Source organism: Pseudarthrobacter sp. AG30 (assembly GCF_003116525.1).
Lineage (GTDB): Bacteria > Actinomycetota > Actinomycetes > Actinomycetales > Micrococcaceae > Arthrobacter.
This window is the reverse complement of sequence record NZ_QEHL01000023.1, coordinates 36,277-49,177: the sequence shown is the minus strand read 5'-3', so window position 1 is coordinate 49,177 and position 12,901 is coordinate 36,277. Positions and strand designations below refer to the sequence as shown.

Sequence of the window (12,901 nt, the reverse complement as noted above, 5' to 3'; positions counted from 1 at the left end):
AACAAAAGCCGGGGCAGTCCCCCATAGCCCCCATCGCGAGGCGGTGGGGCGCCCGTAACAGCACCCGCTAAAGAAACATCCGGTCCGACCCAGGGTCATGCCGAAGAAGAGTCCGACCGCCGTCGCGTCCAGGATCCGGCCCGTCGGCAATCCAACGACCAGCGACCCGACGATGATGGTGGCCAGCGCACCGGCCAGGAACCCCTGGATGCACGCACCGGTTTTGAAGAACCCGCTCAGCGGCTGGCGGTTCAGGGCAAGCGACCAGAGCCGGGCACACACCCCGCCAACCGCGTTGGCCAGTACGGTGAGCCACACAGGAACTGCCGGGTCAATGCCCTGCCTGGTCAGGAACAGGGCCTGAACGAGAATAGCCAGGACCGCGCCCAGACCCAGTAGTACAGGCCAGGACCAGGCGTGGACGCCGGGCCCCTGGGCGAGGGCGTGAAACCTGGTATGAACCGAGGCTCGCTGCGGCAGGCATCCACTAAGAGCTGCGGCGCGACGCCGAGGGTCACTGTCGTTACGGGGGACCGGCGTCGCGGTGACATTCCATACCCCGCCGGTGATTCCGGATATGCGGGAGGTGACGGCGATCCGCCCGGTTCCCGGCTTGATCGAGTCGACATCTTCATACACTTCGAATCGTTCCGGCGGCGCCCCGACGCCTCCATCGGCCCGGTTACCGAAAAACCGGACAGAGAGATCATTCGGCCCCTCCCATGCGGCGGTGTCGAGCCAATACGTGGCGACCAGCCCCTGCGGCTCAAGCGGGTCGAAGAGCTTGGTACTGCGGCCTGTTTCTTTGGTGAGTGAGTGCGCGGTCGGGGCTGGCTGCGCTGCGGCAGATGGGCGGCGCGGGCCGGGACGTGCCGGGGTATGCCTGGCCGGGGAGTGCCCGGGTCTTTTCGGGGCCGGCCTCCGCCGTTTCTTAGTCATCGTGAATATGTCCTTCTGTGATGCGACCGCAGGGGATCAGAAAAGCGGTGAGATACGGTCGGAACGATTGGACAGTTGTCCGGCGTCCACAGGGCTTTCCGTCCCTCCTGGGGACGTCGTGCCGCGGTGGGGTCGATTTGGAATGCAAGGCTCATTCGGCAGGGCTGGAGATTTCCTGTTCTGTGCTACCGGGCTCATTGACGGCACGGGAAGCGGGACCGAGCACGAAAACCGTGGCAAATGAGGCCAGGGCGGCGACAATCACAACTCCTGTCAGCATCTCCAGGGACCACAGGACGCTCCGTGCCATGTTTGTTGCCAGGAGCTGGCCCGGCCAAACCAGCAGGGGCAGCAACGAAGCCAGCACAAGCTCCTGTGGGCGAAGCGGGACGCTGAGCCGCCGCAATGCAAAAAGAACGACATCGAGGAGCGCTCCGGCCGCCAGGGCTGCGATCACCGTGCCCATGTTGCGAAAATCCCCAAGGACGGCAGCCAGCAGGGCTACCGAGGTCACCACGATCAGTGCCGTCCCCGGCCTCGCGAGCCGGAAACGAATCAAATACGCCAGGGGAACGACGAGGATCAGCGAGGTCAGCACGTAACTTGCCAGACCCGCCGACGCTAAACCTTCCGCAATGTTGTGCGCATCAGTACCCTCAGGTGCGTGCCCGACGGCGACGGTCGCTGAATCCGTGATGAATCCGGAGAGAAAGCTCAGAGCGAACGCCGCGATGCCGGCGATCCCCAACACACCCAGCGTCGGCGCCAAGCGCCCGCTCATCGACAAGGGGAGGGCCCGAAGACGGAACGCCCGGACCGGACCTGACAGCAGGAGGGCACCACCCATGAACAGCAAAAGATGCGTCGGACTCAGCAGCGCGTCGAGTCCGAATTCCACCCCGAAGATCTGATGCCAGACCATGTCCAAAACGCCGCTCACCGCGAACAGTGCGGCACCGACAGCGGCCAGTCCATAGCCGGCGGGGAGGCGGGCGGGGCGATCAAGCCTGTACCGTGTTGCGGTGCGTCTGCTGATGACAGCCAGCCACACGATGAGCAGCAGCAGCCCCCCGTACAGAAGTGCATGCCACGGGGTGAAAAAGGAGTCCGGAAGACCGAGAACGTGAGCGCGTCCATCCAGATAGACGGCCGTGACAACGGCGATGCCGAGAGCCGCCGCGATCAGGTCTTCGGCAGCGGTGCTGGCGGGCGTGTTCTTGTGCGGATCTGCTCCGGAGCGTTTCCCCGGCTGCAGAGGCTCAATTCGGGGGTTAGAAACCATACCGACCTCCGTGAGATGGATCCATGCGCTTCGCATGCGGTCGTTCCCGCCCCGACCCCGGTCGTTTGTGGAGTCTGGGCATTTGGGCTCTCGCGTCACGAAATGTGGCGTTCAATAAATCAAAAATATACCCCCGGGGGGTATTTGTCAAGGGTGCAGCGGGTCTGCTCCGCGGCTGCCCGCATCCTCCGTTGTCATGGCCTTCGGAAGCCAGCCGCCACATCCGAGGCTCCGCGGCCTTCACGCCGCTTATTGCAGCCCCTGCCCTTGGTTCCGCGTCGGCCCGGCACCGTCGCTGAGGGGCTTGATTGAGGGGAACGTACTGGGTTATGGCCAGCAGGATGCCGCTGTCCTGGTCGTCCATTGGTGACGTTCTGGCCTGCCCGTTGCTGGCCTTCCAGTGCGTCCCCGAAGAACGAAGCGGTGGCCAGACCTGTGGTGTAGCCGACCACCCAGGTCGCGCCGTTGTTGTTCGATGTCCCGGTCTTCGCCGCCACGGGTATCTGGGATGGGATCTTCGGGTTGATATAGACTCCTGAGCCGCGTTTGAGCACGTCCTGGAGTACGTAGTTCATGCCCCTGGCAACGTCAGGTTTAACGGCTTCCCTGCAGGAGGCTTCCGGCACCGGAAGCTGGCTGCCGTCGGCCGCGGACACCGCCTGCAGCGCCCTCGGGGCGCAGTACTGACCGTTGTTTGCGAAGGTTGCAAACGCGCTGGCCATATTCAGCGGGGACACGCCAATGGCACCGAGCAGATTCCCGAGCTGGTGCATGTTGACGGGGGTGCCATCCAGACCGTTGCGGATTCCCACGGCGTCAACCACCTTCTGAATTCCGCAGAAGTCCAGCTGCGCCGCGGAGGCGAACGTGGCCGTATTGATCGAGTTGTAGAGGCCGTAGTTGACCGGCATCGAGCGGTAGTACCCGTCTTCAGCGTTCTGGAGGTCGTCGGTTGCGTCCAGTCCGGCGGCTTTTTGGGCCTTGCTGTATGCGCCCAGGACTTTACCGCAGGTGACGAAGTTTCCCTCACCACGCCTCCTGGAGTGGTGCCAGCTGGCAGCACGAGGATGCCGCTTCCGGCCCGACGGCTTGTCCTGATCGGCGCAGCCTGCATGCTCGTGGGGATTCTGGCAGGCCGGTTCATCTTTGGCGGCCTTGTCCTGGCTTCGGCAGGAACCGGGACCCTGGCCGTGGCGCTCTCCTACAGTGCCGGCCCCAGATGGTTCTCCCCATTGTCCTGGCTCGTCAGCAGCGCCGGTGCGATCTGGACAGCAGCAACGGCGGGGTACTGGTGGGTCATTACCGCGGCCGCTGACGCCTCTGCGGCCGCACCAGCCATCGCGCCGGCCTTGTTCTACATCGGCCTCGGGGCACTCATCACCATGGCGGCCGGCTGCTCGCAGCCATGATCCTGCGGACAGTCCGGAGCCGGGGAGCCAGTCCGGGCCTGGAGCTGACAGAGGAACCCGGGAAAGGACAAGGCTCCGCCGCTCAGCCGCAGCCTCACCAGGGCGAATGACAGTGGGCAGGACGTGCGACACGCTTGCTTAACGGGGCTGGGCACAACACAGCCCCGACAGCCGTCAGTGCGGGAAGGGATCCCTTGAGCCGTAGAGTTCACTGCGTGAGGTTGAACTACTGATGGGCCACGGACACACCCACTCTCTTACCGAGACGGATCCGTCATCGGAGGCGGTGGCCCTGAGGCGTCGGGCAAACCGGCTGCTTTTCGCCGTCCTGGTACCACTGGCTCTGCTGACGTTGGCCGCCATGATCCTGATGTGGCCCTCCGGGGGCAGAGAAGGCCTCACCCTTGCCAACCCGTACGCCGGTGCGCCCGGCGCTACCTTTGAGACCGGCAAGATCCAGCGCGTGGTTCAGGAAAGCTGTACCCAGGAAGCAGACCCGGATGCCGGCGGACAGGGTGCATCCGAATGTGTCTTTGCGTTTACCGAGCCGGATAAAGGTGGCAGCCCGGTCAAGGTGATTATTAACCCTGACGTCGCGAAGTCCCATGGGGTAAAGGCCGGAGACAACATCAGCTACGTGGATTTGACGGCATCCGTAGGTGCCGGCGCCGGGCAGCAGGCCACACCCCGGTTCATTTTTGTCGACTTCGTCCGTACCGTGCCGATTTTTCTGCTGGCCGTCCTGTATTCCGTCGTGGTCGTCGCCGTGGCTCGCTGGCGCGGGCTCCGGGCTCTGGTTGGACTGGTGGGCGCATTCGCCGTGCTGGCCGGGTTCATGCTCCCCGGCCTGGTGGAAGGCAAACCCCCGCTGCTGATCGCAGTCGTAGGGTCGACCGTGATCATGATCGGCATGCTGTATTTCGCGCACGGGTTCTCCGCGCGAACATCCACCGCACTTCTGGGCACCATGTTCGGGCTGGGCGTCACCGCGCTGCTGGCGGCCTGGACAACGGACGCGGCGAATCTGTCAGGTCGCGGAAGCTTCGAGGCCGCCACCTTGGCCAACATATCGGGCGACATCTCGATCTCCGGCATCGTTCTGTGCGGACTGATCATTTCCGGGCTTGGCGTGCTCAACGACGTCACCATCACCCAATCGTCCGCGGTATGGGAACTCTACGAACTGGCTCCGGAAACCTCCGCCCGCAAGCTCTTCAGCTCCGCAATGCGGATCGGACGCGATCACATTGCCTCCACCGTCTATACGATTGCGTTCGCCTACGCAGGCGCCGCCCTTCCCATCATGATCATAGTGATGCTCTACAGCCGCCCCCTGGGCGAGGCGCTGACCAGCACCGAGATGTCGGAGGAGGTGGTCAGAACCCTGGTCGGCTCCGTGGGGCTGGTGCTCGCCATCCCTGTCACGAGCTTCATCGCCGTCCTGGTTGTCAAAGCAACAGGGCCCCGGCGATCCTTCCCTTGGGCCCGTTCCGCAGGTGCGAACGCTTCCCGAATTACAGGTGTCGACACAATCCTTTCCAGGGGCAGGGACCAGCTGCCGACAAATGCACCGTTGAAGTCCAAACCGGATGCGAGATAGACGCAAGGGCACTTCCATTGAGAACAGATGTCGCGACGGTGCGGATAGGCTTCCCTGACGGCCCAGACCGCGGCGCTGCGAGACTAGTCTGCTGAACGCAGCAACAGCCGGGGATGTGGCTGCTGCCTAGCTTCCGCATTTTGTGTCGTATCCCTGTCCGTCTTGGCCGGGCCGGCTGCTGGCGGACCGGGATGCAGGTAATTCAGGTGAATTCGTAGCCTGGTTGGGAGCACCTGGTATGTACGCGTGATTGTCAATAGTGCGTGGGGAAGCGTTCGCGCCCAAGTGGCTGGGACCGCTTCATTTGGTGAGGGACAAGGGCCGGGTTGTCCTGGTGCTCACCCCTTGTGGGCCGGGCCTGGCAGTGTCCAGCCTGTCGTTGGCAACAGGCCGCGGCACGCAGAGACATGCGCGGGTTGGTCACCGCAGGACGATGTGTTCGACTGGAGATTACAGCCGACGTCGAGCCTGATGAGCAAAGAGGAAATGTATGAGGCCCTGCGTCATACACGCCCACTGCATCAGCGACTTTCAGTTTCCGGAGGACACGTTGGATCTGCTGCATACCAGCGGGGTGGCCGTGGCGGTCATCGGGCTGTGCCTCCTGATAGGGAGGCTCGGGGACCGGCTGGGCGCGGATCTGCTGCTGCCGCTTCGCGGCGCCGGGGCGATGACGCTGACCCTTTACACGGTGCACGTGGCCGTGGTGGCGTCGTTTCATCCCCAGCCGCTGCCGCCGGGATGGACCGAGGAAGGAATGTACTACACCCAGGCCACGCTGGTCGTGCTGATAGGAATGGTCTTTGCGCTCCTGAAGACCCGTGGTCCCCTCGAATGGCTGGGTCATGCAGCCAACCACGAGGGACGCAACGATCCGGACAGGCTCCGCTAGAAGACATGACCATGAGATTGGTTGCCGAAGGTTGCCAGTAACGTGGCAGGCTGCGCACTCCGCGGCCAGCTCCAGCGGCTGGCATTCAGCCGGGTAGCTGACCTGCACGTCCACTATCTGCCTACAGCGGCCTTAAGGAACCCGGGAAGCGATAGCCCGTTTCGGCCGAAGGCTGCACCCCATCGAGCAGCTTGCCTGAACCCTGACCTAAACGCCCACGAATGTCAGACAACTCGAACAACTGAACCCACTGCCTTCCTTGATACCCCACCCGACGAGGATCGCCGGGTGGGGTATCGTCGATCGATCAAAATAACGCAACTCAGGATGGGCCGATGTTGTCCTTCGCTGTCTATGGGTAGTGGAAACGTCGTCGAGCGTGCTGGCGCTCGGGGAAGGCCTTCCAGGCTTCGGCGCAGGAATCCGCTCCGGTCATCCCTAGCTGGGAGGGGAGGCCGCGGGTCGTCGGAATTCGGGGGGAAGGGCGGAATCGGCTTTGGCTGCGGACTCCGGGGCGCACCGCTCCAGGGCGTTCCTGGCCACCAGCAGCAGTCCCACGGGTCCTCCGGTTTCGTCGTCGATGGGGAAACGCGCGTCCGGGTAGCGGCGGGAGAACTCGACCATCATCTCGACGTCCTGGTCCAGCTTTTGCCGGGTCGTCTCGTCGATTCCGGCCTGGCACTGGGAGGCAAGTTCGTGCAGGGCGTCGTGGACCCGGTCTACTTCCGCAGATGGCACAGGGGAGCCGGTGGCGGGTTCGGTGATTCCGGGATTGGGGCCGGTGGAGGCCGGACGAGGCCCGGCCAGCAGCATGCCGGTCAGCAGCGCGCCGAGGATCAAGGCGGGCAGGCAGAGGACGATGATTCCGGCGAGAGCGACAGGGCGCCCTCCTGCCCGGCGAAATGAGCGGGTCCACGCCAGGAACCTGCTCATCAACGGCCCGGGATGAGTCGGCATCTGCTCAGGTCCACCTTCCACAAAAACGTCCCCCCACTTTACCCGCTCCACGGCTGCGCCGCTCACGGGAGAAACAGGAGAAGTCCGGCGATGACGTGGACGAGCGGTCCGCAGCCCCTGGATGACGTCGATGTCGAACAGCGCCTGGCGTGCAGGTCCCGCTTTCCTCCGGCGTGTTCAGTTCACGGGGTGCTCCGGGAGCCTAGCGGTCGCTGAAGGCCTTGGCTATGCTGGCCCGGAGGTGTTCGACCCGGAAGAGCCGGGATCCGGTGTATGGGCTGAGTCCCCGGTTCCGCCTGGCGGCCTCCGGGCGGTGGCGGCATCCCCCTTTGCCCGCCACTCGTTGCCGGTTCCGCGGACCCGGGTACCTTGGCCTGCAGCACGTCGCCCTTGTGGCGGACCGACGCAGCACTTGCCCCCAAAGGCCGGGGCTGCGGAGAACTCGAAGTCGAACTAATCGAAAGGCGGCAAAAGTGACCCACGCAAGCGTACACACCATGCTCGATACATACCCGAAGGACCTCGGCAACATCGACCAGCACAAGCTGGCCGAATGCATCGACACCTGCCTCGAATGCGCCCAGACCTGCACGGCCTGCGCGGACGCCTGTCTCAGCGAAGACATGGTCGCGGAACTGGCCAAATGTATCCGGACCAACCTTGACTGCGCCGACATCTGCCTCACGACCGGGAACATCCTCTTCCGCCATACCGGCTATGACGCGAACATCACCAGGGCCGTCCTGGAAGCCTGTCAGACCGTTTGCAGAGCGTGCGCGGACGAGTGCGAACGGCACGCCGGCATGCACGAGCATTGCCGGGTATGCGCCGAAGCGTGCCACCGCGGCGAGCAGGCGTGCGCGGAGCTCCTGGCCTCGCTCGGCTGAAGCATGCGGAACGGGTCCGGACTGCAGGGACAGGCGCCCTTGCCATCCGGATCCGGCGTCCGTCCCCCGGCCTTAGCAGTTCCGCAGGGTCCTGGCCCTCGCATTGTCCTCCGGGCAGTTGCTGACTCCGTGGTGCCCGTGGGGTTTGGCGGTGCTCCAACGCCGCCTCCCGTACCGCTTGTGGGGCCAGACCCGGGTCGTCGTCGATGGTGCCGGGGCTATAGCGGGATCGGGCAGGTCGGTGCTGCAACTCTGGGGGACGGTGGGCTGCCGTTGTACTCCGCGGCGTGCGGGTACTGTGGGCTTCTACGCCGGAAGTGCTTGCCGTCGGGCCTTCCAGCGCCTCCACAGCCGTGACTGGCCGCGCTCTGCGGCACCCAGGATCCGCACCGCGATGGCCCAGTAGGCGATGCCTGCGGCCACGGATAGAACCAGGGCAAGTTCCGGCTGGCCCTCCTTGAAGTCCGGGAACACCACCCAGTGCGTGACGTATATGTACAGCGAGGCGCTGGCGACCACTCCCACAGCACGGTGAAGAACCCGGGGCAACGGGATGGCCGGAATCCACGTGACCATTAGGATGCCCGTCAGGATGGTTGCTTCGCGCCAGGGGTCCTCGAAGTAGCCTGGCAGGGTCAGCGCCGCCAGGATGGAAAGCGCCAGGCGCTGCGGCCACGTCCGGGCCCGGGCAATCGCCCAGCCCAGGGCGAAGAGCCACAGCACGGGGCGCGTGTGCAGGATGTCGAGCGGCACCAGGTTGTAGCGGAACAGCAGCCCGAGGCCCACGAGTGCCAGGGGAAACGCCAGCGGGAAGCGTTTCTCCGCGCGGTGCGCCCAGGGGATGGAGAGCAGGGCGATAGTGCCCACCAGGACGTACACCAGCACCTCGATGAACCAGAAGTGCCAGGCGTCAGTCCATCCCGCGGGCCCAATCATCGTGTTTAGCAGGAAAAGGTTGGCGGTGGTGTAGTGGAACTTGTCGCCGGACAGCAGCATCACCGCGCCGATGAACGCCACTGTGGGCAGCACCACCCTGGCCAGGCTGCGGAGTTGGCGCCGGAACCGGGGAAGCCGCTCGCCGCCCAGTTGGAAGCGCGCGAAGTTGTATCCCGCCACCGCCACCAGGACGTGGGCCGTGCCGGGCCAGCGGATCAGGTCGATGTGGGTGCTGATGATGGTCAGGATCGCGACCGCCCGCAGCACGATGCTGGTCTCGAGCGGCGCGATGATCCGCCTGAGCCTGCGTTTGGGCTGGCTTGGCCGGCGCGGCGTAAGGTCTTTGATGGGCGTCACGTGCCAGTTGGCCGGCAGATGGCCCAAAGCCCGCTCCAGCCGGAGCGACGCCGCCACGTAGGACAGCGAGTCGCCGCCCAGCGAGACGAACGTATCGTCGTCGCCGATGTCCTCACGCTCCAGGGCGTCGGCGAAAATCCGCTTCACGTCCCCGGGCGGGCCGCCCGCGGCAGGGTCCCTGCCGTCGTCGGTAGTTCCGTTCCCGTCCGCGACGGCGGTGCCAGCTGCCCCGGTGCCGCCCACACCTGTACTTGATCCCGGAATGAGGGCTGCAGGCAACTTCGTGCTTCCGGGAGACGCAGCAGCGAGGGTAAGGACGGCGGGGTAGTCGGTCTTGCCGGTCGCCAGGCGGGGCAGTTCGGCGACGGCGTGAACTGTGATAGCAGGGCGCGGCAGGCCCAGCTCCTGCGCGAGCATTTTGGCGAGCATCCGCCCGTCGTGGGTTCCTTCGACGGCAGCCACGAGCTGGGAGTCCGTCCCGGTGCAGGCTGCACTGATGCCCTGGCCGGCGAGGACCTTTTCCACCTGGCCGAGGTCGATCCGCAGGCCCACGATTTTAACGAAGCGGCTGCGCCTGCCCACCACCTCGAACAATCCGTTGGAGTGCTGCCGGGCGAGGTCACCTGTGCGGAGCTCCTGGACGGTCCGGCCCAGGGCAAGGTCCGCGGGCTCCTGGGCGTAGCCGAGCATCACGTTGGGTCCGCTGTAGACAAGCTCGCCGGGCCCTGGTAGGGGGTCAATCGGGCCTCCAGGGTCATCCGGGCCGGGGGCAGGGTCGATCCGAAACTCTCCTCCGGGAACCGGGATGCCGATGGTTCCGGGGTTCTCCTCGGCTAGGTGCGGTGGCAGGTAGGCCATCCGGGCCGTGGCCTCGGTCTGCCCGTACATGATGAACAGGTCCCAGCCCTTGCTGCGGCCCAGCCGTGCGTAGCGGGTAACGGCCTCCGGCGCCAAGCGTCCGCCCGCTTGCGTGATGTAGCGCAGGGTGGGCAGGTCCCGGCTAGCGAAGCCCGCACGGTCGAGCAATTCGAAGGTGTAGGGCACGGCCGCAAAGGACGTGGCGCCGCGGTTCTGGAACAGCTGCCAGAAGCACTCATCCACCACAGACAGGCCGGTCAGCACCAACGCCGCACCGCGAAGCAGATGGCTGTTGATGACGGAGAGCCCGTAGCAGTAGTACATGGGCAGCGTGGTCAGGGCCCGGTCATCGGGGGTGATGCCCAGGTACTCGGCAATGGACTCGGCGTTGGACTGAAGGTTGCTGTGCGAGAGCCGCACCAGCTTGGGTGATCCCGTGGAGCCGGACGTGCTTATCAGCAAGGCCAGGTCCGGGTGCAGCTCGTGGATGGTCGCGGCCCGGATCTCCTCCAGCTGCAGCGCACCGGTCCCGTTCGCGCCGGCCGCAGGACGGATGACGACATCGGGATCGTAGGCGGCCACGAGCGAGGAGAGGGCGGCCGGGTTGTCCGCCGGGGCCAGGAGCAACGGATGACCGCTGGAGAGCGCGGCCAGGTAGGCCACCAGGGTGTCGATGCTGTTGTCGGCGGCGAGCACGACCAGCCGCCGGAAGGTGCCCAGACGGTGCGCGAAATCCTGCACCCGTCCGGCCAGTTCACTGTAGCTGACGGCCCGGGAACCTGTGAGGATGGCGGGTCGGTCACCATGGCGGGCAAGCCCCGCGGCAAAGGTAACCCCCGTGATTTCAAGGGGGAGAGTCACTGCGCCACCATAGAGGGAAGGCTTGCCTAACTTCAACTGGAATAATTAGGAAACGCTTGTGTGACGTATCATGTAGTTCCATCGGGGCCGCACTTCCGGTTCGCTCGAGGCACCACGGTCTGTGAACGATCGTTCAGCGAAGAACATCCCCCTGGCCGGGACGGCGGGGCGATCCTCACGGAGCGGTCCACTGCTGCGCGGTCGATGCGCTGGAGAGATACGACACCAGGACGGTGACGCCAAGAATCCACAGGTTGGGTCCGCCGCTTTGCCAGGGAACGGTCGCCAGCTATGAGGAGTCTCGCTGGGAACACAGTCAGTCACGTTACAGCGCGGCGCCGAAGGGACTGTTCGGGATTGCCGCCCGTGCTGTTCACCGTTAAGCGTGTTCTCCAACATTTCCAGGCTGTGGCCGAACGAAACCGGCGGCCCGATGCTGTACAGCGTTACACGCGTAGCTGGTTGCCGGCGGAAAACCGCGTGAGCAAGGGCGAAGAAATCTGGATCACGGATCGCGCGACGCTTCGCGACGTCGTCGGGGACCGGCAGGCTCCGAAGCAACGGCTGCGAGGACCGCGCAGCTCTGAAACGGGTCTGGGTCCTATCCCTCCTGGGGCACGAGGACGCCGCCCTCGCTGAGGGTCTCGCGCTGCTGGTCACCTCCAGTGAGAGGCTCCGGCCCTTGCTCCTACTCGCCCAGGCCTATCAGCGCCAGTACCAATGGCATGAAGCAGCCCGGCTGCAAGAGGACGCCCTTCGCCTAGCCAGGAGTGCGGCCCTGGAAGCACTAGTTCGCCACCAGATCGGCCGGCGCCTCTTTGATGAAGCCCGATATCGGGATGCAGCAACCGAATTTGAATGGGCCCACGACCTCTACCGTACGGCTGGCCGAGACCGCCTCGCAGGTGTTTCAGGGCCAGCAAGAGATCGGGCCCGGCAAGTCCTGACACAACAGCCACATCAGGGGAACGCCCATGAGGCAAACCAATAGCCGGGTTGAAATCGCGGCCACTGAATCCGGTTAAGAACACGCAGCCCCGGCCTGGCCTCTCCAGTTAAGGCGGCAACTTATGCCCTCATCGGAGGTGCCAGCGCCAGAGATCCCATAGGGCCGCGTACCAGCCCGTACTCTTGGCCGTCAGGACGACCTTCGGTTTTCCGGGAGCGTGGACTGCACCGAACTCGGTGAACATCTCTACTTCTTCCAGCGTGAGGAGAGCCAGCAGATCAGGCACCCCGGCCATCTCGGCTACCTCCAAAGTGCAGCGCGTGCACTGGGCCAAATGCAACTCATATGCAATCCGCTCCGATGGAGCCAGGGAGCCAAGAACATAAGCGGCGGCCCATTGGCCATAGTTGTCATTCTCGTTATTCATTTGTTCGGCGGCCTCCCCAAGCGGAACGGAATCGGGCAGGTTTCCTGCGGGACAGGCGGCTCACCTGTTTATCTATAGACGTCAGCGCCACGGTTCTTGGTTCACATAACCGGCGTTTTGCATGGGTGGTTTGGAGCCCGTTTCTTAAACCAGGATCTCGGCGATGGCACCGGCACAAGCTGGCCGAAATGCACCGACACCCTGCTTCAAATGTGCGCAGACCTGCGCTGCCTGCGCCGCATGCACGAGCATTGCCGCATCTGCGCCGAAGCGTGCCGCCGCTGCGAGCAGGCGTGCGCGGAACTGCTGGCCTCGCCCGGTTAGAGCCCGTGGCAGGCCGGAATGCAGGCGTAGCCCGGCCCTCACGGACGCCCCTGCCGGGGTGCCGTGGGCCACGCAACAGAGCGCCGGGTTCGAAGCCACCTCCTTTGGAGAGCCCGAAACGTCTATTCCGGCTCGGGCGTCACCTGCCTGCGCGCTACTCTGTCCCGTGGCGGCAGTCCGGAAGAAGAACACTTCGCCTCATGCCTGAGCATCCTGCTTTTGA

Annotated in this window: 9 protein-coding genes and 2 pseudogenes; 5 read left to right on the top strand and 6 right to left on the bottom strand. The window is 64.8% G+C overall.

Annotated features, from left to right (window positions below):
• The 3 genes and pseudogenes from DC347_RS18265 to DC347_RS21995 form a co-directional block, all read right to left on the bottom strand.
• The coding region (locus DC347_RS18265; RefSeq protein WP_133247108.1) for a prolipoprotein diacylglyceryl transferase family protein at window positions 1-939 on the bottom strand (939 nt) is incomplete at its 3' end.
• Window positions 940-1,090: 151 nt separating this feature from the next.
• Window positions 1,091-2,221 (bottom strand): hypothetical protein, encoded by a 1,131-nt coding sequence (locus DC347_RS18260; RefSeq protein ID WP_109863962.1) that lies wholly within the window; start codon window positions 2,219-2,221, stop codon window positions 1,091-1,093.
• Window positions 2,222-2,580: 359 nt separating this feature from the next.
• Window positions 2,581-3,231, bottom strand: a pseudogene (locus DC347_RS21995) (penicillin-binding transpeptidase domain-containing protein); the annotation flags it as partial.
• Window positions 3,232-3,288: 57 nt separating this feature from the next.
• Between DC347_RS21995 and DC347_RS21990 the strand changes: the two are divergent.
• The 3 genes from DC347_RS21990 to DC347_RS18245 all read left to right on the top strand — a co-directional run bounded on the left by DC347_RS21990 (window position 3,289) and on the right by DC347_RS18245 (window position 6,122).
• On the top strand, window positions 3,289-3,630 hold the full coding sequence (locus tag DC347_RS21990) for a hypothetical protein (protein ID WP_240617853.1): 342 nt from the start codon (window positions 3,289-3,291) through the stop codon (window positions 3,628-3,630).
• 232 nt (window positions 3,631-3,862) lie between these two features.
• The gene (locus tag DC347_RS18250) at window positions 3,863-5,230 is read left to right on the top strand and encodes a YibE/F family protein (protein WP_109863960.1); all 1,368 of its coding nucleotides are present in this window, start codon (window positions 3,863-3,865) and stop codon (window positions 5,228-5,230) included.
• A gap of 550 nt (window positions 5,231-5,780) precedes the next feature.
• The gene (locus DC347_RS18245; RefSeq protein ID WP_347886651.1) at window positions 5,781-6,122 is read left to right on the top strand and encodes a hypothetical protein; all 342 of its coding nucleotides are present in this window, start codon (window positions 5,781-5,783) and stop codon (window positions 6,120-6,122) included.
• 438 nt (window positions 6,123-6,560) lie between these two features.
• Here the strand turns inward: DC347_RS18245 and DC347_RS18240 are convergent, their stop codons facing one another.
• On the bottom strand, window positions 6,561-7,079 hold the full coding sequence (locus DC347_RS18240) for a hypothetical protein (protein ID WP_133247107.1): 519 nt from the start codon (window positions 7,077-7,079) through the stop codon (window positions 6,561-6,563).
• Between the two features lie 473 nt (window positions 7,080-7,552).
• Here DC347_RS18240 and DC347_RS21740 point away from each other — a divergent pair, with 473 nt between their 5' ends.
• On the top strand, window positions 7,553-7,966 hold the full coding sequence (locus DC347_RS21740) for a four-helix bundle copper-binding protein (protein WP_165838076.1): 414 nt from the start codon (window positions 7,553-7,555) through the stop codon (window positions 7,964-7,966).
• 306 nt (window positions 7,967-8,272) lie between these two features.
• On the opposite strand, the gene DC347_RS18235 is transcribed toward DC347_RS21740, so the two are convergent.
• Both DC347_RS18235 and DC347_RS18230 read right to left on the bottom strand, forming a co-directional pair.
• Window positions 8,273-10,978 carry an AMP-binding protein gene (locus tag DC347_RS18235; protein WP_109863958.1) on the bottom strand — a complete coding sequence of 902 codons (2,706 nt, stop codon included), beginning with the start codon at window positions 10,976-10,978 and terminating at the stop codon, window positions 8,273-8,275.
• Window positions 10,979-12,054: 1,076 nt separating this feature from the next.
• Window positions 12,055-12,354, bottom strand: coding sequence for an anti-sigma factor (locus DC347_RS18230; protein ID WP_109863957.1), 300 nt, complete (start codon window positions 12,352-12,354; stop codon window positions 12,055-12,057).
• Window positions 12,355-12,594: 240 nt separating this feature from the next.
• Between DC347_RS18230 and DC347_RS18225 the strand changes: the two are divergent.
• Window positions 12,595-12,678, top strand: a pseudogene (locus DC347_RS18225) (four-helix bundle copper-binding protein); the annotation flags it as partial.
• Window positions 12,679-12,901 lie beyond the last annotated feature (223 nt).

Excerpts from the sequence above, each read along its gene's own strand:
- DC347_RS21990 (WP_240617853.1), top strand. The coding sequence starts at position 3,289 with ATGCCGCTTCCGGCCCGACGGCTTGTCCTGATCGGCGCAGCCTGCATG.
- DC347_RS18230 (WP_109863957.1), bottom strand. The coding sequence starts at position 12,354 with ATGAATAACGAGAATGACAACTATGGCCAATGGGCCGCCGCTTATGTT.
- DC347_RS18250 (WP_109863960.1), top strand. The coding sequence starts at position 3,863 with ATGGGCCACGGACACACCCACTCTCTTACCGAGACGGATCCGTCATCG.
- DC347_RS18240 (WP_133247107.1), bottom strand. The coding sequence starts at position 7,079 with ATGCCGACTCATCCCGGGCCGTTGATGAGCAGGTTCCTGGCGTGGACC.
- DC347_RS18260 (WP_109863962.1), bottom strand. The coding sequence starts at position 2,221 with ATGGTTTCTAACCCCCGAATTGAGCCTCTGCAGCCGGGGAAACGCTCC.